Source organism: Protofrankia coriariae (assembly GCF_001017755.1).
Classification (GTDB): domain Bacteria; phylum Actinomycetota; class Actinomycetes; order Frankiales; family Frankiaceae; genus Protofrankia; species Protofrankia coriariae.
In genome coordinates, this window is record NZ_JWIO01000010.1 from 76,708 (window position 1) to 101,106 (window position 24,399).

General features: G+C 70.2%; 15 protein-coding genes and 5 pseudogenes. 10 read left to right on the forward strand and 10 right to left on the reverse strand.

All coding sequences use genetic code 11. The features are described from left to right. Positions 1–66: 66 nt before the first annotated feature. The 5 genes and pseudogenes from FrCorBMG51_RS33640 to FrCorBMG51_RS29485 form a co-directional block, all read left to right on the forward strand. A pseudogene (locus tag FrCorBMG51_RS33640) lies at positions 67–816 on the forward strand (FAD-dependent oxidoreductase); the annotation flags it as partial. Further along, positions 813–1,829: a polyprenyl synthetase family protein gene (locus FrCorBMG51_RS08690; protein ID WP_013872643.1), complete on the forward strand. Its 1,017-nt coding sequence runs from the start codon at positions 813–815 to the stop codon at positions 1,827–1,829. The pseudogene FrCorBMG51_RS33640 and the gene FrCorBMG51_RS08690, both read left to right, overlap by 4 nt. 120 nt (positions 1,830–1,949) lie before the next feature. Next, a pseudogene (locus tag FrCorBMG51_RS08695) lies at positions 1,950–3,880 on the forward strand (terpene cyclase/mutase family protein); the annotation flags it as partial. Next, positions 3,877–5,787, forward strand: a complete 1,911-nt coding sequence (gene ispH / locus FrCorBMG51_RS08700; RefSeq protein WP_371390826.1) for a 4-hydroxy-3-methylbut-2-enyl diphosphate reductase — start codon at positions 3,877–3,879, stop codon at positions 5,785–5,787. The pseudogene FrCorBMG51_RS08695 and the gene ispH, both read left to right, overlap by 4 nt. A gap of 835 nt (positions 5,788–6,622) precedes the next feature. After that, positions 6,623–8,569 carry a glycosyltransferase family 39 protein gene (locus FrCorBMG51_RS29485; protein ID WP_476742134.1) on the forward strand — a complete coding sequence of 649 codons (1,947 nt, stop codon included), beginning with the start codon at positions 6,623–6,625 and terminating at the stop codon, positions 8,567–8,569. A gap of 85 nt (positions 8,570–8,654) precedes the next feature. On the opposite strand, the pseudogene FrCorBMG51_RS33645 reads toward FrCorBMG51_RS29485, so the two are convergent. From FrCorBMG51_RS33645 to FrCorBMG51_RS08715, 3 genes and pseudogenes are all read right to left on the reverse strand, one after another. After that, positions 8,655–8,933: pseudogene (locus tag FrCorBMG51_RS33645) on the reverse strand (DUF6177 family protein); the annotation flags it as partial. Next, a complete protein-coding gene (locus tag FrCorBMG51_RS24920; protein ID WP_052914493.1) occupies positions 8,930–9,346 on the reverse strand; it encodes a hypothetical protein in 417 nt (138 codons plus the stop codon). The gene FrCorBMG51_RS24920 and the pseudogene FrCorBMG51_RS33645, both read right to left, overlap by 4 nt. Further along, the gene (locus tag FrCorBMG51_RS08715; RefSeq protein WP_157180438.1) at positions 9,343–10,233 is read right to left on the reverse strand and encodes a hypothetical protein; all 891 of its coding nucleotides are present in this window, start codon (positions 10,231–10,233) and stop codon (positions 9,343–9,345) included. The genes FrCorBMG51_RS24920 and FrCorBMG51_RS08715 overlap by 4 nt, the downstream gene beginning before the upstream one ends. On the opposite strand from FrCorBMG51_RS08715, the gene FrCorBMG51_RS08720 reads away from it, so the two are divergent. Continuing rightward, complete coding sequence (locus FrCorBMG51_RS08720) at positions 10,208–10,993, forward strand: nucleotide-binding protein (RefSeq protein WP_086055335.1); 786 nt, start codon at positions 10,208–10,210, stop codon at positions 10,991–10,993. The genes FrCorBMG51_RS08715 and FrCorBMG51_RS08720 overlap by 26 nt on opposite strands. 156 nt (positions 10,994–11,149) lie before the next feature. Here FrCorBMG51_RS08720 and FrCorBMG51_RS08725 read toward each other — a convergent pair whose 3' ends face one another. Then, positions 11,150–11,908, reverse strand: a complete 759-nt coding sequence (locus tag FrCorBMG51_RS08725; protein WP_235433437.1) for an FkbM family methyltransferase — start codon at positions 11,906–11,908, stop codon at positions 11,150–11,152. A 613-nt stretch (positions 11,909–12,521) separates the two neighbouring features. Continuing rightward, complete coding sequence (locus FrCorBMG51_RS24925) at positions 12,522–14,795, reverse strand: protein kinase domain-containing protein (protein WP_052914494.1); 2,274 nt, start codon at positions 14,793–14,795, stop codon at positions 12,522–12,524. Positions 14,796–15,845: 1,050 nt separating this feature from the next. Here FrCorBMG51_RS24925 and hpnH point away from each other — a divergent pair. Next, positions 15,846–16,850, forward strand: coding sequence for an adenosyl-hopene transferase HpnH (gene hpnH, locus FrCorBMG51_RS08740; RefSeq protein WP_043605048.1), 1,005 nt, complete (start codon positions 15,846–15,848; stop codon positions 16,848–16,850). Between the two features lie 267 nt (positions 16,851–17,117). On the opposite strand, the gene FrCorBMG51_RS08745 is transcribed toward hpnH, so the two are convergent. Beyond that, positions 17,118–17,759 carry a TetR/AcrR family transcriptional regulator gene (locus FrCorBMG51_RS08745; protein ID WP_047222578.1) on the reverse strand — a complete coding sequence of 214 codons (642 nt, stop codon included), beginning with the start codon at positions 17,757–17,759 and terminating at the stop codon, positions 17,118–17,120. A gap of 299 nt (positions 17,760–18,058) precedes the next feature. Between FrCorBMG51_RS08745 and FrCorBMG51_RS08750 the strand changes: the two genes are divergently transcribed. Continuing rightward, positions 18,059–18,616: a PaaI family thioesterase gene (locus FrCorBMG51_RS08750; protein ID WP_047222579.1), complete on the forward strand. Its 558-nt coding sequence runs from the start codon at positions 18,059–18,061 to the stop codon at positions 18,614–18,616. A gap of 46 nt (positions 18,617–18,662) precedes the next feature. On the opposite strand, the gene FrCorBMG51_RS08755 is transcribed toward FrCorBMG51_RS08750, so the two are convergent. The 3 genes from FrCorBMG51_RS08755 to FrCorBMG51_RS32485 are packed head-to-tail and all read right to left on the reverse strand — an operon-like array spanning position 18,663 to position 20,977. Beyond that, complete coding sequence (locus tag FrCorBMG51_RS08755) at positions 18,663–19,916, reverse strand: urease accessory protein UreD (RefSeq protein ID WP_052914495.1); 1,254 nt, start codon at positions 19,914–19,916, stop codon at positions 18,663–18,665. Between the two features lie 27 nt (positions 19,917–19,943). Then, positions 19,944–20,771, reverse strand: a complete 828-nt coding sequence (gene ureG, locus FrCorBMG51_RS08760; protein ID WP_076844088.1) for an urease accessory protein UreG — start codon at positions 20,769–20,771, stop codon at positions 19,944–19,946. A gap of 2 nt (positions 20,772–20,773) precedes the next feature. Next, positions 20,774–20,977, reverse strand: coding sequence for a hypothetical protein (locus FrCorBMG51_RS32485; RefSeq protein WP_157180440.1), 204 nt, complete (start codon positions 20,975–20,977; stop codon positions 20,774–20,776). A gap of 475 nt (positions 20,978–21,452) precedes the next feature. On the opposite strand from FrCorBMG51_RS32485, the gene FrCorBMG51_RS24930 reads away from it, so the two are divergent. Together FrCorBMG51_RS24930 and FrCorBMG51_RS08770 are read left to right on the forward strand one after the other, a co-directional pair. Beyond that, positions 21,453–22,421 (forward strand): hypothetical protein, encoded by a 969-nt coding sequence (locus FrCorBMG51_RS24930; protein WP_052914496.1) that lies wholly within the window; start codon positions 21,453–21,455, stop codon positions 22,419–22,421. Positions 22,422–22,518: 97 nt separating this feature from the next. Next, positions 22,519–22,869: pseudogene (locus FrCorBMG51_RS08770) on the forward strand (tetratricopeptide repeat protein); the annotation flags it as partial. 402 nt (positions 22,870–23,271) lie between these two features. Here the strand turns inward: FrCorBMG51_RS08770 and FrCorBMG51_RS08775 are convergent. After that, a pseudogene (locus FrCorBMG51_RS08775) lies at positions 23,272–24,088 on the reverse strand (urease accessory protein UreF). Between the last annotated feature and the right edge of the window lie 311 nt (positions 24,089–24,399).

The window sequence follows — 24,399 nt, forward strand, 5'->3', positions numbered from 1 at the left end:
ATCGACCGGCCCGCCGGTGAGATCCGTGACATTTTCGTCGAGGAGATGCGTCGGCTGCTGCCCGCCGCGCGGGACGCCGAGGCGATCGAGGTGTTCGTCACCCGGGAACGCACCGCGACGTTCCGGCAGGCCCCCGGCACCCGGGCGCTGCGTCCCGGCGCGGCCACCGAACTGCCCGGGCTCGCGGTGGCCGGTGCGTGGACCGACACGGACTGGCCCGCGACCATGGAGGGCGCGGTGCGCAGCGGGCTGGCCGCGGCAAAGGTGGCGCTCGGTGGCTGGCGCCCCAGGCCGCCGTCACCCGGCCCGGCCCGCCGGTTGCTGCCCGTGGTCGTGACATCCGGTGGTGCTCCTGCGCAGTTGGGAGGATGCGGGTCGTCGCCGGCCAGCCCGTGTAAAACGTCACAATCGTCCCGGACGCCGGAGACCAAGGTCCCTGGCGAGAGACCGTCGTCTTCTAGCCCACCGGGATCATCGGCTCCCGGGCCGACGGGCGCACCGAGCGCCCCGCCGCCGTCGGCGGCATCCCCACAGCCGAGTCCACCGTCGACCCCACCGACTCCGCCCAGTTCGCCGGCTCCGCCCGCCTCGCCGGCTCCGCCGGCCCCGCCGGTGCCGCCTACTTCGCTGGCACCGCCGGCCCTGCCCAGCGAGCAGGCTCCGTCCACCGAGCAGGCTCTGCCCACTGAGCAGGCTCCGCTACCCGCGCCGACGTCGGCGCCGACATCCGCGGCGGCCTCGACCGCGGCTCCAGGCGCGACTCCGAACGCAACATCGATATCGACAGCGTCACCGACAGGGGGATTCCCGGCATGACCACGTTGGTTCCCGAAGCGATCGAGCGGGGCCGGACTCTGGCAGTGCCGGCGCTACGCGCCGCTGTCGACCGGCTCCATCCCCGGCTGCGCCGGGTGGTCGCCTACCACCGCGGCTGGACCGACGCGGAGGGCACGCCGCTGCCGGGCGGCGGCGGAAAGCTGGTACGTCCGGCACTGGCACTGCTGTCCGCGGAGGCGGCCGGTGCCGCGGTCGAGGTCGGGCTGCCCGGCGCGGTCGCGGTCGAACTCGTCCACGACTTCTCCCTGCTGCACGACGACCTCATGGACGGCGACACCGAGCGCCGCCACCGGCCCACCGCCTGGACCGTCTTCGGCGCCGACGGCGCGATCCTCGCCGGTGACGCCCTGCTGGGGCTGGCGACCCAGGTGCTGCTGGAGGTCGAGGGAGAGCCGGGCCGCCGCGCCGCGATCATGCTCGGCGCCGGCGTGCAGGACCTCGTCCGCGGCCAGGCCGAGGACCTGTACTTCGAGACCCGCAACGACGTCACCGTCGCCGACACTCTGACGATGGAGGACGGCAAGACCGGCGCGCTGCTGTCCTGCTCGGCCGCGATCGGCGCGGTGCTCGCGGGCGGGCGGACGGAGCTCGTCGACGGCCTCGCCGAGTTCGGCTCCCGGCTGGGGACGGCCTTCCAGCTCGTGGACGACCTGCTCGGCATCTGGGGCGACCCGGCGGTGACCGGCAAGCCCGTGCTGTCGGACCTGCGCTCACGCAAGAAGTCCGTCCCGGTCGTGGTGGCGCTGGACGCCGGTGGCGCCGACGCCGACGAACTGCGCACCTTCCTCGCGTCCTCGGGAGATGCTTCCGAGAGCGAGCTGCACCACATCGCACGGCTGGTGGAACGCGCCGGCGGGCGGGAGTGGACCACGGCCGAGGCCGACCGCCAGCTCGACGAGTGCGCCAAGCTGATCGCGTCGCTGTCCCTGCCGCCGCTGGTGGAAACCGAACTGCTTGCCCTGGCCCGCTTCGTCACCGAACGGGATCGGTGACGAAGCCGTGACACCGCTGTTCGTACCGCACCGGGACCCACATGTGGACGGGAGCTGCCGATGAGTTCGACCACCGACTACGAAGTCTCCCGCGAAACCTTTTCCGACACGGTGGCGGCAGCCGCCGTCCGGGCCCGCGACCACCTGCTGGGGCTGCAGTCCGATCAGGGCTGGTGGAAGGGCGAGCTTGAGACCAACGTCACCATGGATGCCGAGGACCTTCTGCTCCGGCAGTTCCTCGGCATTCTCACCCCGCAGGAGGCCGAGGAGACCGCCCGCTGGATCCGCTCGCAGCAGAGCGAGGACGGCACCTGGGCCACCTTCTTCGGCGGCCCGCCCGACCTGAACGCCACCTTCGAGGCGTACGTGGCACTGCGCCTGGCCGGCGACAGCCCGGACGCACCGCACATGCGGTCCGCGGCCGAGTTCGTCCGGGCGAACGGCGGCATCGCCCGCACCCGGGTCTTCACCCGGATCTGGATGGCGCTGTTCGGTGAATGGTCCTGGGACGACCTGCCGGTGATGCCGCCCGAGCTGGTGCTGCTGCCGTCGTGGTTCCCGCTCAACCCGTATGACTTCGCCTGCTGGGCCCGGCAGTCGATCGTGCCGCTGACGATCGTCGGGACGTTGCGGCCGAAGCGCTCCCTCGGCTTCAGGATCGACGAACTCAAGGTCGACCTCCCGCCGAAGCCGCTGGCGCCGCTGCGGTCCTGGCCGGGCGCGTTCGAGCGCCTGGACGCGCTGCTGCACCGCTACGAGCGCCGCCCGCTGAAGCTGCTCCGCCGGCATGCGCTGCGCCGGGCCGCCGAATGGATAGTCGCCCGCCAGGAGGCCGACGGCTGCTGGGGCGGCATCCAGCCGCCCTGGGTGTACTCGATCATGGCGTTGACGCTGCTGGGCTACCCCATGAACCATCCTGTGATCGTTGCCGGCCTGCGGGGGCTGGAGCGTTTCACCGTCCGCGAGCGGACGCCTGCCGGGATGGTCCGCCGGCTGGAGGCCTGCCAGTCCCCGGTGTGGGACACCGCGCTCGCCGTCGTCGCCCTGCGTGACGCCGGTCTGGCCGCCGACCACCCGGCCGTGGTGCGTGCCGCCCGGTGGCTCGCGGACGAGGAGGTCACCGTGGCCGGTGACTGGGCGGTCCGACGCCCGGCGCTGGCGCCCGGCGGGTGGGCCTTCGAGTTCGACAACGACCTGTACCCGGACGTCGACGACACCGCCGAGGTGGTGCTCGCCATCGAACGCATCCTCGGCCCGGGGTATGGGCGGGACGCGGCCGGCCCGCCNCCGGCCCGCCGCACGCGCCGGGCGAGTTCGAGGCGGCCGAGCCCCAGCTCGCGGACCGGCTGCGGGCCGCGGGGCACCGCGGGGTCGACTGGGCCATCGGGATGCGCTCCGCGGGCGGGGCGTGGGGGGCCTTCGACGCGGACAACACCCGGACGCTCCCCACGAAGCTGCCCTTCTGCGACTTCGGCGAGGTGATCGACCCGCCGTCCGCGGACGTCACCGCGCACATCGTGGAAATGCTCGCCGAGGTCGGCCAGGCCAACAGCCCGATCACCGAACGTGCGGTCCAGTGGCTGCTGGACAACCAGGAACCGGGCGGGTCGTGGTTCGGCCGTTGGGGGGTCAACCACATCTACGGCACCGGCGCGGTCGTCCCGGCACTGATCGTCGCCGGCGTCCCGGCCGACCATCCGTCGATCGTCCGGGCGTCGCGCTGGCTGGTCGAGCACCAGAGACCCGACGGCGCGTGGGGCGAGGACCTGCGCTCCTACACCGACGACGCGTGGATCGGCCGGGGTGAGGCGACCGCGTCGCAGACGGCGTGGGCGCTGTTGGCGCTGCTCGCCGCCGACCCGGCATCCTCGGCCGTCGAACGTGGGGTGCGCTGGCTGGTCGACACACAGCGCCCGGACGGGACCTGGGACGAGCCCTACTACACCGGCACCGGTTTTCCCGGTGACTTTTCGATCAACTACCACCTGTATCGGCTGGTCTTCCCACTGACCGCGCTCGGCCGATACCTGAGCGGCAGGTCCGCATCATGACCTTCTCGGCACCGGAGACATCGAGGACGTCGGTTCCCGCCGAAGCCCCCACGGCGCCGACGCGAGCATCCGCGGGACCGGCCGCACCGGTACCGGCACCCGCGGCACCGGCCGCGCCGGTCGTACCCGCACCCGTCGTACCCGCACCGGCCGTACCGGCGCCATCCGCACCGGCGCACGTACCGACGGCGGCGTCAGGGCCGGCGGCGGCACCGACAGCGCCTTCCGTACGGAAGGCGCTACCACTGGTGGCGACGCCGCCGGTGTCGGCGGCAGACGTGCCGACGCAGACCCCGGCGGTACCGGCATCCGAAGGCCTTCCGGCCGGGTCGGCCGGGGCCGGGGCTCTCGGCGTACCCGCGCCGGGCCGCCCACCCCTTCCGCGGCGGCGCCCGCGCCTGGTGGTGGCCGCGCCGCTGCGGCTGGAGGCATGGGCCGCAGCCCGCTCGGGTCTGCCCGCGGGCACGATTCTCGTCCGCACGGGTATGGGGCCGGAGCACGCCAGCCGCTCCACCCGCATCATCCGGGAGGCGCGAGCCGACGCCGTCGCCCTGGTCGGTCTCGGCGGCGGCCTCGGCCCGGGGGTGAAACCCGGGGACGTGGTGGTGGCCGACGAGGTCCGTACCGCCGACGGCTCGGTCAGCGCCCGCTGCCTGTCCGCGCCCCTGCTCGCCGGCGAACTGCGGCGGGCCGGGCTGACCGTGCACGTCGGCCCGGTGGTGTCGGTGCCACGGCTTGCGGTCGGCACCGCTCGCACCGAGCTTGCGGCCACCGGCGCGATCGCCGTGGACATGGAGTCGGCCCAGGTCGCCCCAGGCGCGAACGGGGTGCCGCTGGCCATCATCCGCGTCATCGTCGACACCGCCGAGCAGCCGTTGGGACGTCTCGACCTGGCCCGCCGGGGGATCGCCGGGCTGCGGACGATGATGACCTTCGGGCCGGTGCTCGAACGGTGGGCAGCGGCCGTCGGGCCACGGCAGGTGCTGCTCGCCGAGCCCCGGGCGTTCTGCGCCGGGGTCGAACGGGCGATCGAGGTGGTCGAGCGTGCCCTGGAACTGCACGGCGCGCCCGTCTACGTCCGCAAACAGATCGTCCACAACAGCCACGTGGTTGCCGATCTTGCCAGCCGCGGTGCGGTCTTCGTCGAGGAGCTCGACGAGGTGCCGCCCGGGGCGACCGTGGTCTTCTCCGCGCACGGGGTCGCCCCCGCCGTGTGGGACCAGGCCGGTGACCGCAACCTGTCGGTGATCGACGCGACCTGTCCGCTCGTGGAGAAGGTGCACGCGGAGGCCCGCCGGTTCACCGCGCGGGGGGACACCGTCCTGCTCATCGGCCATGCCGGGCACGAGGAGGTGGACGGGACCCTCGGGGAGGCACCAGGGAAGATCAAGCTGGTGGAGTCGCCCGCCGACGTCGCCCACCTGGAGGTCGACGACCCGCAGCGGGTGACCTACCTGATGCAGACGACGCTTGCCGTGGACGAGGCGGAGGAGGTTGTCGACGCGCTGCGCGACCGCTTCCCGGCCGTGATCGGCCCCGGGTCCGCGGACATCTGCTACGCGACGTCGAACCGGCAGAACGCGATCCGGCGGGTGGCTGTCGAGGCCGACGTGGTTCTCGTCGTCGGGTCGCAGAACAGCGCCAACTCGCGTCGGCTCGTCGACGTGACCGAGCGTGAGGGTGTGCCCGCCTATCTCGTCGGGGACGTCGGCGAGGTGGAGATGAGCTGGCTGGCCGGCGCGGACACCATCGGCATCTCCGCGGGCGCCTCCGCGCCTCCCACCCTGGTCGACGAACTGACCCAGGCGTTGTCGGGCCTGGGCCACACCACCGTCGGAGTGCGTTCGGTGGGGGCCGAGACGATTTCCTTCCACCTCCCCAAGGAGCTGCGCCGCCCGGCCCGGTGAGGGCGGCCGGGTAGCTGGTCCGCTGGCCACCCTCTGCTGTTTCCCGCCCCTGGTTCCCGTGGCGTATCGATTCCCCGGTCGGTTTCGGTCGGGGAATCGGCGTTTCTCCGACGCGGTGAGGCCCGTGGTAGTTGACATAGAAATAGTTGATGGAGAAATGGTTGACGTAGTTGAAACGGCGTGTTCAGCTACGGGGAGTCACATTCTTTGTCTTTGGCGCAGCTTTGTGAGTATGCGGTGAAAAGCACAGGATGTGACTTCTGCTACGGTCCACCGGATGCGCCAGATGTCGACCAGCGGGGTTCTCGCGGACCCGTCGTCGTCGCACCGCAACCTCGGCTCTCTCGACTCCCCTGGCTCCCCCGGTGACCTCGAGACCCTGGCGGACGTCGGGACGGCCACCGGTCGTACTCCGGGAGCCCGTGGCCCGCTGCGACGGCTGCTGGGCGGACGGCGTGACCCGGGCCGACAGCCGGGCCCGGGCTGGCGGCAGCGCCTGGGCGGGTGGCGGAGCTTGGGCAGGTGGCAGCGCCTGGGCCGGCGATGGCGGCCGTCCCGGGCCGGCCTCGCGCTCGCCGGCCTTGCCGCGCTGTCCTTTGTGACGAGCATGCTGCTGCAGAGCACGCTGTTCCGTCACGGCTCGGGTGACGCGGACGAGGCCGCCTATGTCATGCAGGCCAGGATGTTGCTGCACGGGCAGCTCACCCTTGACCAGAACCTGGCGGAGCCGTTCTTCCGCCCCTGGCTGACCGGCGTCCACGACGGGCGGGTGTTCACCAAGTACCTGCCGGGCTGGCCCGCGATGCTGGCCGCCTCCCAACTGCTGTTCGGGACGATGATCGTCGCTCCGGCGCTGGTGGCGGCGGTCTGGGTGATCGGGGTGTACCGCCTTGCCCGGGAGCTGTTCGACGATGTGGCCACCGCCCTCCTCGCCGCCGCGTTCCTGGCGTTCTCCCCGCTGGTGGTCGTGCACACGGCGCTGCCGATGGCGTACGCGTTCACCGCGGCGGCCCTGACGATCGCGATCGCCGAGGTGGCGCGCGGCACCCGCACGGGTTCGCGCCTGTCGCTGCTGGCCGGCGGCGTGGCGCTCGGCCTCGCGGCGACGGCCCGCCCGTTCGACGCCCTGCTGGTGACGCTGGTCTGTGCGCTCATCGTGACAGCACGTTGCGTCACCGGCGTACCTTCCGTCGGTGCCCTTCTCACCGAGGGCCTTCCCGCCGGTGCCCTTCTCACCGGCGGCCTTTTCGCCGGTGGTCTTCTCAGCGGTGGGCTTTCCGCTGGCGGGCGGCTGCTGGCGGGCCGCCGGCGGCGGCTGTCACCGCGTGCCCTGCTGCGCCACACCTGGTGGATCGGGCTCGGGGCGCTGCCGTTCGCCGTGGCCGTGGCCGCCTTCTGCCGACATGTCACCGGATCGGTGCTGCTGCTGCCGCTGGCCGCCGCCGACCCGCTGGATCGTTTCGGTTTTGGTGAGCGCCGGATCCTGCCGTCCGAACCGTCGTTCCTCTTCACCCGCCGGCTCGCGCTGCAGGCGTGGGAGGAGACCGTCGCCGCCGCGCCCGGCTGGCTCTTCGGCGGCCGGGCGCTGGTCGTGCTCGCGATAGTCGGCCTGCTGGTGGCGGAGCGCCGTCGCGCCCGGCTGCTGCTCGCCGCCAACGTGCTGCTGGTCTTTGTCGCGTATTTCTTCTGGTGGGGCAGTGCCATGGCGATGCCGAGCCTGCGCGACGGCATCGGCCCGCATTACCACATGGCGGCGCTGACACCCGTCGTCGTCCTCGCCGCCTCCGGGGCGTGCTGGCTGTGGCGCCGCCTGCCCGGCCGCTTCCTCCCACGGCCGGCCCGTGGCCTGCCGGCCCGCGCGCTGGTGGCCGGCGGCTGCCTGCTGGCGCTGGCGGCTGTGACCGTGCCCGCCATCCCCGGCAAGGTCCGGGTCCAGCAGTATGTGAACACGGTGGACGAGCATGTGCTCGGCCTCGTCCCCGACGATCTCGGCGGGCCTGCGGTGGTGATCGTCGCCCCGCCGCTCCCGAGCTGGTACACCCAGGTTCCCTACCATCTCCTGCGCAACAGCCCGGACCTGTCGGACGAGGTGCTGTACGCCGCGGACATCGGCCCGGCCATCGTGGGGCTCGCCGCACGGATGCCGGAGCGTCGGCTGTACCGGCTGCGCCCGGACGAACTGCCGGCCGCGGACGGGCTGCCAACCGCGGACGGGCCCGGCAGCCCGCGAGGCTCGTTCGTCGAGCTGCGCACGGTCACCGGTAGGACGATCAACGTCCGGGTGTCGGTGACTGTCCCCGCCGGCCATCCCTACGCGCAGCTCTACCTGCGTCTCGGCGACCGGGCGCAGACCTACCCGCTCGCCACCGGCACGGACGCCTCCGGCGCGACACGCACGGTGACCTGGACACTGGACGGACGCTCCGACTCCAGCCTGGGCGGGCTGCCGCGGCCCGGGGCGGGCGGGTCCGCCGNNGGGGCGGGCGGGTCCGCCGCCGACACGGACCCTGCCGAGGTGGGCCCTGTTGAGGTGGGCCCTGCCGCGGAGTTGGTTGTGGGGCTGGTCGCGGGCGGCACGCCCGATCTGGCTGGGCCGTGGCGGTGGGAGGAACGCATCCCCCTGCAACGACGATCCGACGGTTCCCTGGTCCTGCTGGCTCCCGGCGCGGGCTTCCGGCAGACGCCGGAACTCCCCGCGGACGCCTGGGAGCAGGTCGCTCTGACCGGCACGCTCGATGTCGCCCTTGAGCCGATACCGCTCCCGGAACCGGCGAACCGATGACGGGTGCCTGGTAGGTATCCGGCGATCCTGCGGAAGGGCACACCGAGAAACCGCCCAGGGGAGCGGGCCAGCCGGTGGGCTGGAAACTGCCGCCGTCCCAGTACAGCGCCTCTCCCCGAAGCCCGTCGTAGTATTCGGCGCCGTTGTCGGAGCGGATCACCCAGCGGGCGCCGTGGCCACCGAGAACCGTTTCCAGCGGAAAGGTGATGCGGCTGCTCGGCGGTGTGACGACCTGAAAATGCTGGTTGGTTCGCAGGCACAGCGCGACCACGTCGGCGAGCCAGGAGGACAGGCCGACCACCGGACGGTCCTGTAGCGCGATGGCGGCCTGAGCGGTGAGAACGTCGATGGAGGGGTGGCTCATGGCGTCACTGCGCTGACACCCGCGGGGCTTCCGGCACTTCCCGGCTTTTCAGAGCCTTCGTCCTGGATCGGCCATACGACGCCGCCGAGGAGGCGGACCAGTTGGTGAGCGAATCGCCGTGCGATGTCCTCGGCCCCTTCCCGGGCTGATGTGGCGCGTGCCTCCACCCACCACAACGGAGAATCGATCATGGTTACTTCGGGTCCGAGTAGCCGTTGGGCTTCGCCCGGGACCTGGACGAGCACGGGGCCTTCGATGGACACGAGCGGCCGGCCGTCATCGTCGGCGAGCTGTATGACGGCGCCGTGGGAGACCGGTACGACCCGCAGCCGTGGACTGGCGGCGACCAGGGCGGTGACCGATGCCTCGATGTCGGGCCTGACGCGGCAGAGCGCGATCACGTCGACGGTCATTTCCCGCTGTCCTCTGCTGCCAGGGCCGTCTGGACTGTGTGTGCCGGCATGCCGGGCCGGACCAGCAGCCCGCGGCCCGGTGGCATGCTCGACGCCCGCACACCGGTGAAGAGATATCCCTCGCCGCGGTCCCCGGACATCACCAGGCCGACGGCGCCGGACTCCCGCAGGCTGAGAGTGAACGGCTCGTAGAGGCCACGGGCCGCACCGGCGACCCGGCGGGTCATCACGACATGCAGCCCGATGTCACGCGCGGAGGCGAGGAAAGGTACGAGCGGGCTCAGCGGCTGGCTGTTGCCGGCGACGAGCATGTCGTAGTCGTCGACGAGCAGCACGATCCGGGGGCCGGCGAAGGTGCGCTCGCCCGACACGTCGCCCGACACGGTGGCGGTGGGGTCGTCGGGAAGCCGTTTGGCCAGTTCGCCGCTGACGGCCGTGGCGAGTCCCTGCGCCAGGGCGGCGTTCGGCGCGTAGCCGCCGTCGTACTTCTCCGGCACGTCCCGGCGCAGCCCCCGGCGCGGGTCGAAGATCGCGAAGACGAGCTCGGTGTCGCTGTACCGGTCGACGAGGGCGTTGACGATCAGCCGTACCAGGTTGGTCTTCCCGCATCCGCTGTCCCCGAGCACCACGAGGTGCTGGTCGGCGCCGAAGAGATCCACGGTGGCCGGCTGGAGATCGGCCTCGCTGACGCCGATCGAGATGGCGGTGGGGCAGGCCCGCGCGCCGGGCAGCTCACCGGCCGGGAGCACGGCGGGCAGCACCCGCACCCCGGGGGCACGGGGGCCGACCCACGCGGACCGCGCCGCTCGCACCGCCTGGACGAGCCCGGGGCCAAGGCTCGCGGGCTCGGGCACCGAGTCGATGCGGGGCAGCGCGACATGCGCCATCAGCTTGCGGTCGGTGAGCGCCCGACCGGGACGGCCGTCCCGGATCGTCTCGTCGAGCCGGCGTTCGATTATCCGATGCGGCGCGGGCAAGACCACGGCGTCCGCGCTGCTTGGCGCCGCGTTCGCGCACTACCGGCACGATCGGGTGCTCATCGTGGAGGCTGATCCGGGGCTGGGCACTCTACCCGACCGGCTCGGTGCACCCGAGGCTCGCTTTCCTCTCGGCGATCTGGCCAGGATCGTCGCCCCTTCGATGTCCTTCGAGCGGGTCGTCGAATACCTGGTCGCGTTGTCCGACGGCTACTGGTTGGTGCCCACCGGCCAGCGGCAGGTCGATCCGGCGCTCTACGAGTCCGTGGCGATGACCCTGAACCGATACTTCGCGATCACTGTGGTGGACTGCGACACGATGCCGAGCGAGCTGGCCCGTACCGTGCTTGCCGGGGCGCATGCCACAGCTCTGGTGGCGCCGGCCACGGCCGAGGGCGTGACGACGACACGCAACATGCTGACCCGGTTCCGCCCGGAAGCGCTGGCCAGAGCCGTGGTCGTCCTGACGGCCACCGCGCCCCACATGGCCGTCGACCTCGACGAAGCGGCGGCGCGCCTGCGGGTCGGTGGCGCGGGTGTGCTGACCATCCCCTACGACCGGCACCTGGCGGCAGGCGGAAGGATCCAGGCGCCCCTGCTGGCGGAAACCACGCGGGAACGCACCGCCCGCCTCGCCGCCGACCTCCTCGACCGGGCGGTACGCAACTGACCCCCCACCGGGGGGCGTCCCAGATCCGGGAACGGAGCGATGACGTGGCTTTCGCCCCCGGTCGCCTCTGTTTTTCGACGGCACGGCTCCGTTCGCGATTGCCGGGCCGTTCTCCCGCGCTGGGATGCGGATCCGGGGTTTTGCCGGCTGTTCTGGCTAGCGGGAGGATGGTAGGAAAAGGATGGTGTTGACGTATCGGTGGCCGCTGCCGGTCAGTACCGCTCGAAGGTAGCCGTGGTGGGCCAACGGTGCCATTTCCCGCTGGTGGCCGACCAGATCGAAGTCGTCCAGTGGGTGCATTCTCCCGCGGTCGAGGAACCAGCCCCGGTAGTGCCAGCTCCGTAGCAGTTCCAGGGTCGCGGCCGCTGGGCTTCGACTGTCCTCGATCTCGACGACGAGATTCGGGCGCCAGCGCCGGATAATTCCTTCCGCACCGCGTAGCACGGCGAGTTCGTGCCCTTCCACGTCAATCTTCACGAGTCCGACGTCGTCGACGTCGAGGCTGTCGAGACGGACCGTCTCGACCTTCACGGTGTGCTCGGTGTGCTCGGCGTGCCGGCCGCCCTGGGGAAGCAGGCAGGCGCGCCCTTCGGTGCCCCGGCCACCCGGTGGCAGCCACAGCTCGGCGAAACCCTCCACATCGGACGCGGCCTTCGGCACCACCGTGACGTTCGGCCGGCAGGTGCGGGTGACGAAGGCGGCCAGCTCGGGGTTTGGTTCCACCGTCACGACGCGGCGGGCGTGCCGCGACATCCAGTGGCTCCACGGGCCGTACCAGGCGCCGACGTCCAGGGCGGTCTGTCGCGGTGTGACAAATGTGCCCACCCGGCGCAGTATCGGTTCGAACCGGCGGTGGGCCACGGCGACCGCGGTCGCGAACATCCGGTCGGGGGCCAGTTCGGCGAGCACGTTCACGACAGTCAAGAACGGTTCCTTCCCGATGTGGTGTCCGCTGTTTTTGACCGCCGTTTCGGACACAGTGTCCCGGACCCGCTGAAATCGTCCGGAAAAAGCAGGTCAAATATATTCTGGACAGCCCGTCATGCCGCTGCTGGAGGACGCCGAAGTGAATGCGGAGCGACGTGGAATCAGTATGCCCGAACCTGGCCCGGGCAAGGGTGACCGCGGTGGGGAGGGTCGTGAACCGGGCTGACAGTCCGAAACGGCTGTCGGGCGTCCGGAATATTTACGATCATTCTTCTTTCGTGCCCGGTTCCGGGATCACCGAAGCATTGTCCGGGTACGGATCGCCCGATTCGGGTGTGCCGGCGGCCGGATTTCTGGTGGATTCGGGGGTGGGGCCGGGCTGGTCGGGCCGTGGCGGGATGCTTTCCGTCCGTTTCGCCACCCGCGGAGCCCGGCCGTGGAACCGGCCTTTCGAACCGCGCCAACGGCGTTACGGGCCGGCCGGCTTTCGGGTGGGCGGCTCCGGGAGGGTACCGGCTCCCGCGGCAGTCGGTGCCCTGTGACGGTCGGCGGCCTGGTCAGATCAGACCCGGATCAGACCCGGATCAGGCTCAGATCAGGCTCAGATCAGGCGTGGCCACTCCTCGTACAGCTCCCGGAGCACGGACAGGTCGAACAGGTGCCCGGCGACCGGCGCCGCCGGGCCGGTGGACAGCAGCCGGATGTTGGCCTCGATCAGGGCGTCGGTCATGGTGAACAGGCCGTCCCGGCGGGTCTGCGCCGTCTGGACAAGGTCGTTCAACGCCCTGTTCTCCGCCAGTTGTTCGCGGACGTCGAGCCGGAGCGACTTCGCGTAGACGTCGGTGGTGAGCTGGGCCGCGAGCATGGGGTCGGCCAGGTTCTGCTTCCAGCCGCGGACCTCGGCCGTGAGGAAGGCCTTGACCGTCCCGCGCGCGGCGGTGAGTGCGTCAGCGGTCACGACGTACACGTTGGAGACCAGCGGATACCCGTGATCCGCGAGCAGGAACGTCGAGCAACCGATCCCCTGCCGGGCGAGGGCCACCGGCACGTCGGCGACGGAGGACAGCGCCGCGTCGACCTGCCGCTGCGTGAGGGCCTGCGCGAGGGCCTGCGCGTGATCGGGGACGACGACCTGCCGGACCGCTGTCGCGGGAACTCCCGCGGCGGCCAGGAACGACGCCCAGACGGCCGCGCTGCCCATGGCCGTCGCGACCCGCATGCCGATCATTTCCTGTGGTGTCCGGATCGGCCGGTCCCCCAGAGAGACGATCGCCCAGGGGGACTTCTGCCGCTGGGCACCGATGATCCGCAGCGGCGCGCCGGCCGCGGCCTCGCGGGCGACGGCGTCAGTGGTGGTCACCCCCACGAAGGCCGCGCCCGAGGCCACCGAAGCCGTCACGCTGGGGAAGCGTGGCCCGCTGCCGTGGAAGCGCGTGGACGTGAAGCCCGCTTCACGGTAGTAGCCACGCTGATCGGCGACGAGTGAACCAGCGAACTCGACGCCGGGCGTTCCCGGCAGCCCGAACGTGAGCGCCCCCGGTCCTGCCGCGCTCCCGGCCGCCGTCCCCGGGCGGGTGGGCTCCCGCAGCTGTCGTACCGCCCACCCGGCCGTCCCGGCGCCCACCCCCAGGCCTGCCGCGGCGATGCCTGCGAGCAACAGGCCTCGGCGGGAGGGCTGGCGCTGGCGGTCTGCCGAGCGCCTCGTCCGACCGGGCCGCGGACGGGGCCGCGGCGGGTGCGGGCCGGTCCAGATGGGCTGTTCGATGGTGGCCGGGTCGCTGTAGGACGGCTCTGTGGGTGCCCGCCGTGGCGCTGTCTCCTCCCACGGCGCGGGCTGCGCCGCGTCGGTGGCCGGCAGTTCGATGCCGATCGTGTCAAGATCGTGGACGGTGTACTCGTAGTCACTGGAATATGGCCGGTCGGTCAGCGCGCAGGACATGGTCGGGGCCTCGTAGAAGGCTTTCGCGGCCGGCCAGGCGTTGGTCGTCGGCGCGACGCTCATGGCCGACCAGTCGTTCGAGGTCATCAGCGGGCCCGGTCGCGCGGCGCGCAGCAGAGCCTGCAACTGCCGGCGGATGCGCTCCGCCGGCGGGCGGGCGGACGGTTCCTTGGCCAGGATCGGGCTGAGCACCGAGTAGGCCCGGGTGGCCCGTGTCGGTACGGTCGGGGCTTCGTAGACCACGGCGTGCATGGTGGCGAAGGTGGTGTCCCGCCCGAACGGGGAGATGCCCTCCGTGGCGTGCAGCAGGGTCGTCGCCAACGAGAACAGATCGCTGGCGGGTCCGCCCTCCTCACCGCGGATGCGTTCGGGAGCCATGTAGGCAGGTGTGCCGACCAGGCCGCCCGCGGCGGTGATCCGGTGATCGGTCTCGTAGACGGCGATCCCGAAGTCCGTGAGCCGGACGGTTCCGTCAGAGGTGATCAGAACGTTGGACGGCTTGACGTCCCGGTGCAGAACGCCTTTGCGGTGACCGTGCGCCAGCGCGTCCAGCAGGGCGATACCTATCCGGGCGACTTCCCGCTCGTCCAGCGCGCCGTCGCGCGCGATCATTGTTGCCAGTGAGCATCCGGATACCAGATCCATGACGATCCACTGCGCGTCGTGATCCTCGACCAGGTCGTGAACGGTGACCATATGGGGATGGACGCCGAGCCGGGCGGCGTTACGCGCTTCACGGCGGGCACGTTCGATCAGCATCTCGCGGTCACGGACCGGGAGATGGTCAGGAATACGGATCTCCTTCAGCGCACGTTCGACATTGCTGTCGGTGTCGAACGCACGCCAGACTGTCCCCATCCCCCCCGAGCCGAGCCGCTCGACGAGCCGAAACCGCCCGCCGACCAGATGCGTGACCAGGTGCCCGCCTGGTGTCATATGCCCGCCTTCGCCCTCGCTGCGCAACACGTGCTCAACCCCATGTGACCTCCGTGCCGATGTCCTGTTGCTTTTCGCCGATATTAGGCGTCGGGACCGGCGCCCTTTGGTCGACGGGTTCGCTGACCCGCCGGCGGGGCCCACGCACAACTTCCACCAGGAATATGATGGACCAGCGATACGGGCCGCCTGTCACTGATTTGAGGAAGCGCGGGTTCCACGGCGATGGGTTCCATGGCGATGGTATGCGTTCCACCCTGGGAACTCTGTGACTGAGATAACCTCTTGTTTGGCGTTCGGGTGGCTGCCCGGCCAGGATCTGGCAGGTATGCGGCCCGTTCGGCAGGCGGGCCGGTCGGGTGACCCGTCGATTAAACCGTTATCTCAATGCGCTGAAAAGGAGTGGAGTGTGTTGCGGGCGCAACTGGCCCACCCCTGATGGTTTCCGGAGCTGATGGTTTTCGGGGCTGTCGTGCTTGTGGGTGACCATACTCACGCTGCCGTGTCCGGTGGCGCCCGTGTTCTCCGGAGTGTCCATGTTCACAGTGCCGAGTTGTTCACAGGCCCGCGTGCGCAGTGTCATGTTCGCGGTGACCGCGCCCACGTTTCGTTCGCGGGTGGCCATGCTCACGTCCGGGTGCTCGTGTCCGGGACGCGGGGCGGGTCCCGGGGCCCGGCGCGTCGTGGCCACGGGACCGTGTCGGCGATGTCTTCGGACCCGCACGACGTGGCCGTCACCGCCGATGGTCCGCATCGGCGGTGGGCTGTCAGGTCCGTCACGGGTGCGCCCTCCGGCCCCGCCAGGCACGCCCCGCATGTTGTCGGATGTGTGACAGATGATCTGTCTGGTTGCCGACGCGGCCGCGTGGCCACCTCGCTGACCTGCGATGACAGATGCCGCTGCCGTAGGGGCCACCTGGCCCGCCCCGGGCGGACAGTGGCCGATCCGACGTCCACGACGGACATACAAGCTGTACGTACACCCTGTATGTTCTTGTGATGGAGCGGCCGTACGGCCGTACGACGTCGACGCCGAAGGGCGGTATTGCCGTGGCGGTGGAGTGGCGCTACTCGTTGCGGATAGGGACGTACCTGGCCAAGCAGAAAGTGCTGCGGCGCAAGCACTTCCCGCTTGTTCTCGAACTTGAGCCCCTGTTCGCCTGCAATCTGTCGTGCACCGGTTGCGGGAAGATCCAGCACCCGGCTTCCGTCCTCAAGCAGCGGATGAGTGTCGAGGACGCCATGGCCGCGGTGGAGGAGTGCGGCGCGCCGGTGGTCGCGATCGCCGGTGGTGAGCCGCTGATGCACCCGCAGCTCGACGAGATCGTCCGTCAGCTCGTTGCTCGCAAGAAGTTTGTCCTGCTGTGCACCAACGGGCTGTTGCTCCGTAAGAAGATGGCGAAGTTCACACCGTCGCCGTATTTCACCTTCATCGTCCACATCGACGGGCTGCGGGAGCGGCACGATGCGGTGGTGGAGAAGAACGGCACCTTCGACGAGGCGATCGCCGCGATCGCGGAGGCCAAGGCCGCGGGCTTCCGGGTGGGCACCAACTCCACCTTCTTCAACAACGACAGCCCACAGGACGTCATCGACGTGCTGGCCTACCTCAACGACGAGGTGAAGGTCGACCAGATCCAGCTCTCGCCCGCCTATGCCTACGAGAAGGCCCCCGACCAGGAGCACTTCCTCGGGGTCACGCAGACCCGCGAGCTGTTCTCCAAGGTCTTCGCCGACGGCCGGCGCGCCAAGTGGCGGCTGAACCACTCGCCGGTGTTCCTGGACTTCCTGGAGGGCAAGCGCGATCTCTCCTGCACCGCGTGGGGTATCCCGAGCTACTCGCTCTTCGGCTGGCAGAAGCCCTGCTACCTGATGAGCGACGGCTACGTCTCCTCCTACAAGGAGCTGGTCGAGACCACCGACTGGGACGCCTACGGCCGGGGCAAGGACCCGCGCTGCGCGAACTGCATGGCGCACTGCGGCTACGAGACCTCCGCGGTGCTCGCCACCACGTCTTCGCTGAAGGAGTCCCTGCGCGCCATGCGCAGCGTCTGACCGGCAGCGGCGTCTGAGCGGTGTCTGAGCGGCGGCAGTGCCGACCGGTAGTGGTCGGTAGTCGTCCGCCGATGGGTAGTCGTCCGCCCGATGGACGACTACCCATCGGCGGACAGCCACTGCTCCGAACGTATTTCTTTACATGATTCCTGTCGGGAGCTGGCCGCGTCGATCGTGGCCGGCTCCTCGTCGTGCGTGGATCCGGGGGTGACCGGTGCGAGAGCGCCGGTACACAGGCCCTGGAGATGGCCCACGGACGGAGACGACCTACGGAACGGCGTTCTTCGCCACCAGGCCGTTCTTCGCCTCCAGGCCGACCAGCAGGCGGTCCAGCACCTCGCCCGCCTCCCGGCGCGCCTGCGCCGGGTCACCGGCCCGGCCGATCAGCAGGCTCGCCTCGGACAGAACGGCCGCCAGCACCCGGGTGAGGGGCATGACGGGCAGCGGGTCGATCCGGCCCTCCTCGATGGCCCGGGCCAGCCATTCGGCGAGCAGCCGGTAGCCGTAACGCTCGACCAGGACGTCCCACGCGTCATGCCCGAGCACGGCCGGGCCGTCGACCAGGACGATGCGCTGGAAGTCACTGTCGGTGCAGATGTCCAGGAAGGACTGAAAGCCGGCGCGCAGCTGCTCCCAGGCGTCCGTGTCCGACTCGTCCGTGGCCCGCTTGAGCTCGGTGGTCACGAGCTGTTCGGCGACCTCGAGCGCGACCTGCTCCATGACGGCGCCGAAAAGATCCGCTTTGTCGCGGAAGTGGTGGTAGAGGGCGCCGCGGGTCACCTGCGCGTCGGCAACGATCTCCTCGGTGCCGGTGGCGGCGTAGCCCTGGGTGCCGAACCGTAGCCGGGCGGCGGCCATGAGAGCCTGTCGGGTGGCGGCTGGATGCTCGCTCCCACCGGCTCTGGCCATTCGTCGATTATGTTGCACTCAGTCCTCTAATGAGCGAGTTAAACCGTAGGAATGTTTGTCACTGTGCTAGAGCCCGTCAAATGCTTTTGATCATATAACGCTATCGGCCGGTCGCGCCATCGTCAGACTACGGCCGGTCTCCTTCACGATGCGCCCACGCTCGCACATGTGCCGGATCCGCGCGACCGCCGCACAATCACGGGCCGCCCACATCGCCGCCCACATCGCCGCCCACAAGGCCGTCCGCAAGGCCGTCCGCAACGACCAACATCCACCGGACACGATCTAGTCTCGGCATCATGACGACAATCGAGCCGCCCACAACGACCCCGGCCTGGGGCGAGCCACGCAGCAAGACCGTCACCTGGCATGATCCACTGCTTACCGCCGCGGTGGGGCGGACGATGAGCGGTCTGGACTTTCTCCTGGCGATCCGGGACGGTCGGGTGCCACCTCCGCCGATCACCGCTCACTTCGACTTCGGGATCAGCGAGGTTGCCGAGGGCGACGTCGTCTTCAGATGTCTTCCGGACGAGTCCGCCTACAACCCTCTCGGCACGGTTCACGGCGGCCTTGTCTGCACTCTGCTGGACACGGTCACCGGATGCTCCGTGCACACGACGCTGCCGGCCGGCTTCGGGTACACGTCCATCGAAATCAAGGTCAGCTATCTTCGTCCGGTACGGGTGGTCAGCGGCCGTCCCGCCGAACTGACCGCGCACGGCTGGGTCACCAAACCCGGCCGTCGGGTCGCGTTCGCCGAAGGGGATGTCCGCGACGCCGCCGGCAAGGTGGTCGCCACCGCCAGCAGCACCTTTCTGGTCTTTCCGCTCGAGAGCGCCGCTCCAGGCGCGTAGCGCGGGCCGTTCACGCGGTCCTGCCCGTTTGCGGGAACACGGCTGCCTACGGGGAGGCGGCTGCCTGCGGAGGGACAGCTGCCGCCCCGGCGTCCAGGCAGCGCCGGAGAGCGACCGTGTCGGACGCCAGGGCGCTGACGAGGACACCCGGCCCGGCCAGGGGGAGCGCGGCGAACGTCCCGGTGCCGCTACTGGCATCGGCACCGATGCCGCCGCTGCCGGTGGTGCCGGTGGGACTCCCGCTGCCGGTGGGGCCGATGGTGCCGGTCGTGCCGGCGGGCAGGCCCAGCCCGTCCGGGCCGGGGCCTGCGATCAGCAACGCGCCGATCACATGGGCGCCGCCGAGGACCGCCGGCCCGTGCAGGCCCGGCGCCGCCGCATCCAGGCACAGGGCCTGCCGGAGCAGCGGCCGGGCACTCCGGGCTCTCCGACCAGCGCCGTCGTTCCGCCGGATGACGCCCGCTCCGGCGTTGTCGGCTGCCCCGGCCGTGCCACCGCCCGGGCGGCTGCCGGTGTTCGTGTCGATGCCATCCATGCCGTTCCGGACACCGTCCGGGATGCTCCTGACGTCGTCCCCGACACTGCCGGTGACGTTGGCAGCGCTGTCCTCGTCCGCGGTGTCGTCCTCGACGTCGACCCGCAGGGTGGACGAGATCGAGCCGGGCGGCTCCCCGAAACGCCCGAGGACGATCTCCTCCCGCCACAGCAGGTGGGCGTCCGCGGCGAGCCTGATCGTCGCCCGCATCAGGTGCCGGCATCCGTGGGCGGCCACGGTCGGCTCGGGCAGGTACTCCAGCGCGCCGCCCGGCCCGACATCGGCGTGGACGTCGAACAGCGACGGCCGCTCGTCGTGCCCGGGCAGCGCGACGGTCGCGGCCGTCGTGCGCAGCACCAGCCGGACCCCCGCGCCGACCGTGACGTCCAGCCGCAGCTGGTCACCGGCAAGCGGCCCGGCCGCGGCGTTCACCAGATACACGGTGACGGTCGGCAGCCCGTCCCCGGGCCGCGTCCGGCTGCCCGTACGCCGCAGGACCAGCGGCACCTGCGACCTCAACTCGCTGACCCGTACCCCGGCAGCCTGAATCCGGCCGTCCCGGATCCGCCTGTCGTGCGGCCTGCCACCGGTTTCGTGGTTGTTGGTCCCGTTACCGTGGATCCGGCTGTCGATCCCGTTGCCGCGAGTCTCGTGGGGGTCGAGCTTGCTGCCAGTTGTGACTGGTTCGATCCGGATGACCGCGTGCGCACTGATCGACGTCCGGCCGATGCGTGCCGGTGGCCGGCCTGGCCCGATACCGATCATCCCAGTGTCCGTTTTCCCTTCCGTCCGTCACCTCGTCCTTGATGCTCTGTCCTCGATGCTGTCGCCAACCAGCGCCGCCGCGAGCACCCCGAGCACCCAGTTGGTCACCTTGGCCGCTCCTGGTTGCGCCGTCAGCGAGGTGAACAGCACCGGACGGTCATGCCGGACCCGTTCGGCGTCCCGGGCCATGACGCCGAGGTCCGCGCCGACGAGCGGCGCGAGATCGGTCTTGTTGATGACGAGAAGGTCGCTGTTGGTGACGCCAGGGCCGCCCTTGCGGGGCACCTTGTCGCCGCCGGCCACATCGATGACGAATATCTGCCGGTCGACGAGGCCGTAGCTGAAGGTCGCGGTCAGGTTGTCGCCGCCGCTTTCGACCAGGACCAGGTCGAGTGGGCCGAAGGCCGTCTCCAGGTCCTCGACGGCGTCCAGGTTCGCGGTGATGTCGTCCCGGATGGCGGTGTGCGGGCAGCATCCCGTCTCGACCGCGCGGATGCGCGCCGGGTCGAGCACGCCGGCCGCGCGCAGGAAGTCGGCGTCCTCGGTGGTGTAGATGTCGTTCGTCACGACCGCGAGCCGCAGGGTGCCGGCAAGGGCCCGGCACAGCGCCGCGACCAGCGCCGTCTTGCCGCTGCCCACCGGCCCACCCACACCGATGCGGACCGCCCGGCCGTCCGGCCGAGCCCCCGGGCGTGCCTCCGGCCGCACGTCTCCGACTACGCTCGGCCGCGTTGCCGGCGGCGTCGACGGAGACGTTGGCTGCTGTGCCGCTTCGGACGGGTGCCCGGCGCCGGTATGCCGGGCCGGGCCGCCGCCCGCCGCGGGGGACGTCTGAATGTCGTGCTCGCGATGCATCCCTACACCTTCCCGAACTTCTCCCGGCCTCGCACCCACGCCCGCACCGCCCTCCAGGCAGGCCGGCCAGAAGAGGAACGCCTCCCGCCCCGCCCCCGCGCCCACAGCCGCGCCCGCGCCCGCCCCCGCACGGTCTGCCGGATCTGCCTCGGGTTCGACGGCTCGCGCTCCAGCCCACGCCCGCCCCCGCACGGTCTGCCGACCACTGTGGCCGCTCCTCCACCCCAGGCACCCCCGCGATCACCATTCGCGCAAGATCATGATTGTTGATGTTGTCAACCAGCCATTGGGGCCGCACATCCCCCGTCGATCATGTTATTGAGCGCGGAAGTGGCTGCCATGACAGCTATCTGGTCCCTCGATCGTGTGACATGACAATTTTGATCGCGAACGAAGGGCGGAACGGTTCCGGTTCGGCGTGTGGAGGCGCGGCGTGGGAAACGCGAGGTGGTGGGTGTCGGCGGAAAGTGCGCCGCCGCTCCATTCGCGACTCCCGCGACGGCGGGACCGGATGGGGCGATCTCCGAGGAGTCGGGGGTGGGCGCGGATTGCTGGTGGTGGGGGTTGGGTGGTCATTCCGTTGGCTGACTTCTGGGGGGAACCGGCGGGGGCGTCGGTTTCCGGGCGGCCTGGGGGCGTGGTGGGTACGATGCGATCACTGCAACCGAGTCGGGGACGGTCATGGGAAGCGTTCGACGTACGCGTCTGCTGGGCGCGTCCGTGGCATGGGGCGTCCTGGCACTCGTCATCGCCATCGCGTTCATCATCGACGGTGCATCCGATCCCACGGCCGGCTCCGGGGGGTCGAATTCCTCGTCGGGAACGGGCTCCATTTCGAAACCGGCGCTGGCGCCGGACGAATACCAGGCCGTGCTGACCAGGGTCGAACAGGCGGTACGCCCCGCCGTGGACCGGCTTCTGGCGGCGACCACGCTCGCGGAGGTCGACTCCGCGCGGATCGACCTCGCCACGGCACTGCACCAGCAGTGGGATTACGTCCAGACGATCACACCGCCTTACCAGGCCCGTGAGCAGCACGGTATGTTGGAAAGCGCTCTCCTCGTCTGGAACAGGCTGGAGAAGGACATCTCCTCGGCGGACGTGGCGAAACTGAATTCCTGCGGCGTACAGAACGCACTGCAAACGCAGTTGTACGAGGCCAAGCGAGATGTCTACCGGGCGGTGAAGTCCGGCACCTACAAGACGGCCATGGCGAGCTTTTCCGAGATCAGTCTGAAGTTCGGTGAACTGATGTTACCGCTGGAGCCGGCGGCTCCTCAGATCACCGATCGGCGCGCGGCCAACGGCGCGATCGTCCAACGATCCGGCCGGCGAGGGTACGGAAGCCTGCGGATCAAAAACGGCGATGTCACCGACGTCGCCGTCCTGGTGGCCAACGGAGACCCGTCAGACCCTCAGCTCACTGTTTACGTGCGGAGCAACACCAGCGCCACGGTGGCCGGGATCGCCGGCACCTACTGGGTCTACTTCAAATCCGGCAGCGACTGGGACGCTGCCCGCCGCGGATTCACCCGGGACTGCTCCTTCGAAAAGTTCGACGACTCGTTCGACCCGAACACGAACTGGGAGATCAGTCTCGAGAAGACGTCCACCGGCAACGCCACGACCAGCACGGTCCCCGCATTCTAGAACCACGATCGGTATCGTTCCCACCGTAGTTTCCCCGCTGACTGCCCTGTGGCGGAATCCGTAGACACGCGCCGGCCCGCCCGGCGGTCCGGATCATCCCGGCACCCTGATCTCCCAGCACAACCTCGCTGGCGCCTACCGGCTGGTGGGTCGGGTGGCGGAGGCCGTCGGCCTATACGAGGAGACGTTGGCCGGCATGCTGCGGGTACTTGGTTCGGATCATCCCAATACCCTGGGCTCCCAGAACAACCTCGCCAACGCCTACCAGTCGGCCGGCCGAGTGGAGGAGGCCATCGGTCTGTACGAGCAGACGTTGGCCGATGCCCTGCGGGTTCTTGGCGCTGAGCATCCGTTTGTGGCCAAGGTCAGGGGAAATTTGGCTGTCGCGAGATCCGTCACGAACGGTACGAAACGTCGTGGGTTCATCAGGAAGCTGCTTGGACGCTGAGCGTGTCGATCGGGGCCGACAGGGCTGCTGCCTCGATGGTGACGCGGTCGACGCCGGCCGCCCGCCAGGCGAGCGGCGGTCGTCGGCAGAGCTCCAAGCTGACCGCGCTGAGCCGGATTTGACGGCTGTTCCAGGCATGGTTAAGGTAATTCTGCACTCGTTGATCCGGGTGTCATAAACTGTGCCGGACATGGGGGCCGGCAAGAGTAGGTGTATCTGTAGTATCAGATACAGATTCGTGGAAAAGGCGGCCGTTTTTTGCGGTCGCCTTTTCTGTTGCCTAAATTTACAGTGGTGGTCTGGAACTCGCGGTTGCGAGGGCCTGGATGCCGTTGTCCGTCATATGGCTGGGGTAAACGAGAAGTGTCCGGAATCTTCCGGGTCTGACTGTCGCTTCGGGCGTCAGGAGGCGAACATGCGGATGGTGGCGGTGTGGTGGTGTTCGGCGAGGAGTTCCAGGCGGGGGGCGGTGGTGGCGGGGAGGTCCGCCGGGGGGTGGTTCGACAGGGCGGCCGCCTCGGTGGCGGTGCGGTCGATGGCGGGGGTGAGGNGGGGTGAGGCGGGTGAGCAGGGCGGTGACCGCCAGCGGGTCCAGGCCGAGCAGGCGGGTCGCGGCCGAGGCGGGGCCGCTGACCGTGCCGTAGGCGACGGCCAGCGCGGCGTCGGCGGGGGAGAGGCCGGCGTGTGCGGCGACCAGGCCGAACGCGACCGGATGGTGCGGCGCCGGGACCGGGCAGGACAGCCCCGGCCAGGCGGCGCGGCCCGCCCGCAGCAGCGCCCGGCCCTGCGCGCGGCTGGCGGAACGCTGCGCCGGCGACGGCGTCCGCGCGTCCAGTTCGACGTCCAGTTCGATGATTGCCCTGGTCGGTGTCGTGACGGTGCTGGCGACGTCGGTATCGGAGGAAGTAGCGATCTCCTCCGGGTACGGCCGGTTTGACGACGGCCGGGGTGGCGCGGCTGATGGCTGTCCCGAAATAGTGACCGGGAGGTTCCCATCCGTATGTGGGCTGCGGGTCAGCCGGCAGGTGGCGGCGGTGAAGGCTGCGGAGACCAGGCCGGTCGTGGCCAGCCGGCCGCGCAGGAAGCGTTCGAGGCCGGTGAGGTCGGTGACGCTGCCGTCGCCGGTCGCGGCCTCGATCCCGCCGGAGTGCGCATGACCACCCGCCGGCAGCCGCCCGTCCGCCAACAACAACAACGCCGCCCGGCTCGCGTCCACCATCAAGCGTCCTCCCAACAGCAATCTCGCCGACGGCGATCTCCCGACAGTCGTCAACAGCGAACGACCGTGACCGCCAGACTCCCGTAGTGCGTTCTGCGGGGCACAACATGTCCGCGCCGAGCCGCGTCTTCCGCCGCAGAAATCAGACCCGAAGAAGCGTACGACAGCGGTAGTATCTGGGCGTGACGCAGGTAAAACGCAAGGTTTCAGACACCCTTGATGTCGACCTCGTCTCGGCGTTCGAGACGGCGGGCGAGAATCTGTCTGTTCAGATCAACATGGGCATCCGGAGGGAGTGTCTCGTGATCAGT

Bases quoted from the DNA above. Each gene is read 5' to 3' on its own strand.
- FrCorBMG51_RS24930 (WP_052914496.1), top strand. From the start codon at position 21,453: ATGGGAAGCGTTCGACGTACGCGTCTGCTGGGCGCGTCCGTGGCATGG.
- FrCorBMG51_RS08750 (WP_047222579.1), top strand. From the start codon at position 18,059: ATGACGACAATCGAGCCGCCCACAACGACCCCGGCCTGGGGCGAGCCA.
- ureG (WP_076844088.1), bottom strand. From the start codon at position 20,771: ATGCATCGCGAGCACGACATTCAGACGTCCCCCGCGGCGGGCGGCGGC.
- FrCorBMG51_RS08715 (WP_157180438.1), bottom strand. From the start codon at position 10,233: ATGGCGCATGTCGCGCTGCCCCGCATCGACTCGGTGCCCGAGCCCGCG.
- FrCorBMG51_RS08745 (WP_047222578.1), bottom strand. From the start codon at position 17,759: ATGGCCAGAGCCGGTGGGAGCGAGCATCCAGCCGCCACCCGACAGGCT.
- FrCorBMG51_RS24925 (WP_052914494.1), bottom strand. From the start codon at position 14,795: ATGACACCAGGCGGGCACCTGGTCACGCATCTGGTCGGCGGGCGGTTT.
- FrCorBMG51_RS08755 (WP_052914495.1), bottom strand. From the start codon at position 19,916: ATGATCGGTATCGGGCCAGGCCGGCCACCGGCACGCATCGGCCGGACG.
- FrCorBMG51_RS08720 (WP_086055335.1), top strand. From the start codon at position 10,208: ATGCGGGGCAGCGCGACATGCGCCATCAGCTTGCGGTCGGTGAGCGCC.
- FrCorBMG51_RS24920 (WP_052914493.1), bottom strand. From the start codon at position 9,346: ATGACCGTCGACGTGATCGCGCTCTGCCGCGTCAGGCCCGACATCGAG.
- ispH (WP_371390826.1), top strand. From the start codon at position 3,877: ATGACCTTCTCGGCACCGGAGACATCGAGGACGTCGGTTCCCGCCGAA.
- FrCorBMG51_RS08690 (WP_013872643.1), top strand. From the start codon at position 813: ATGACCACGTTGGTTCCCGAAGCGATCGAGCGGGGCCGGACTCTGGCA.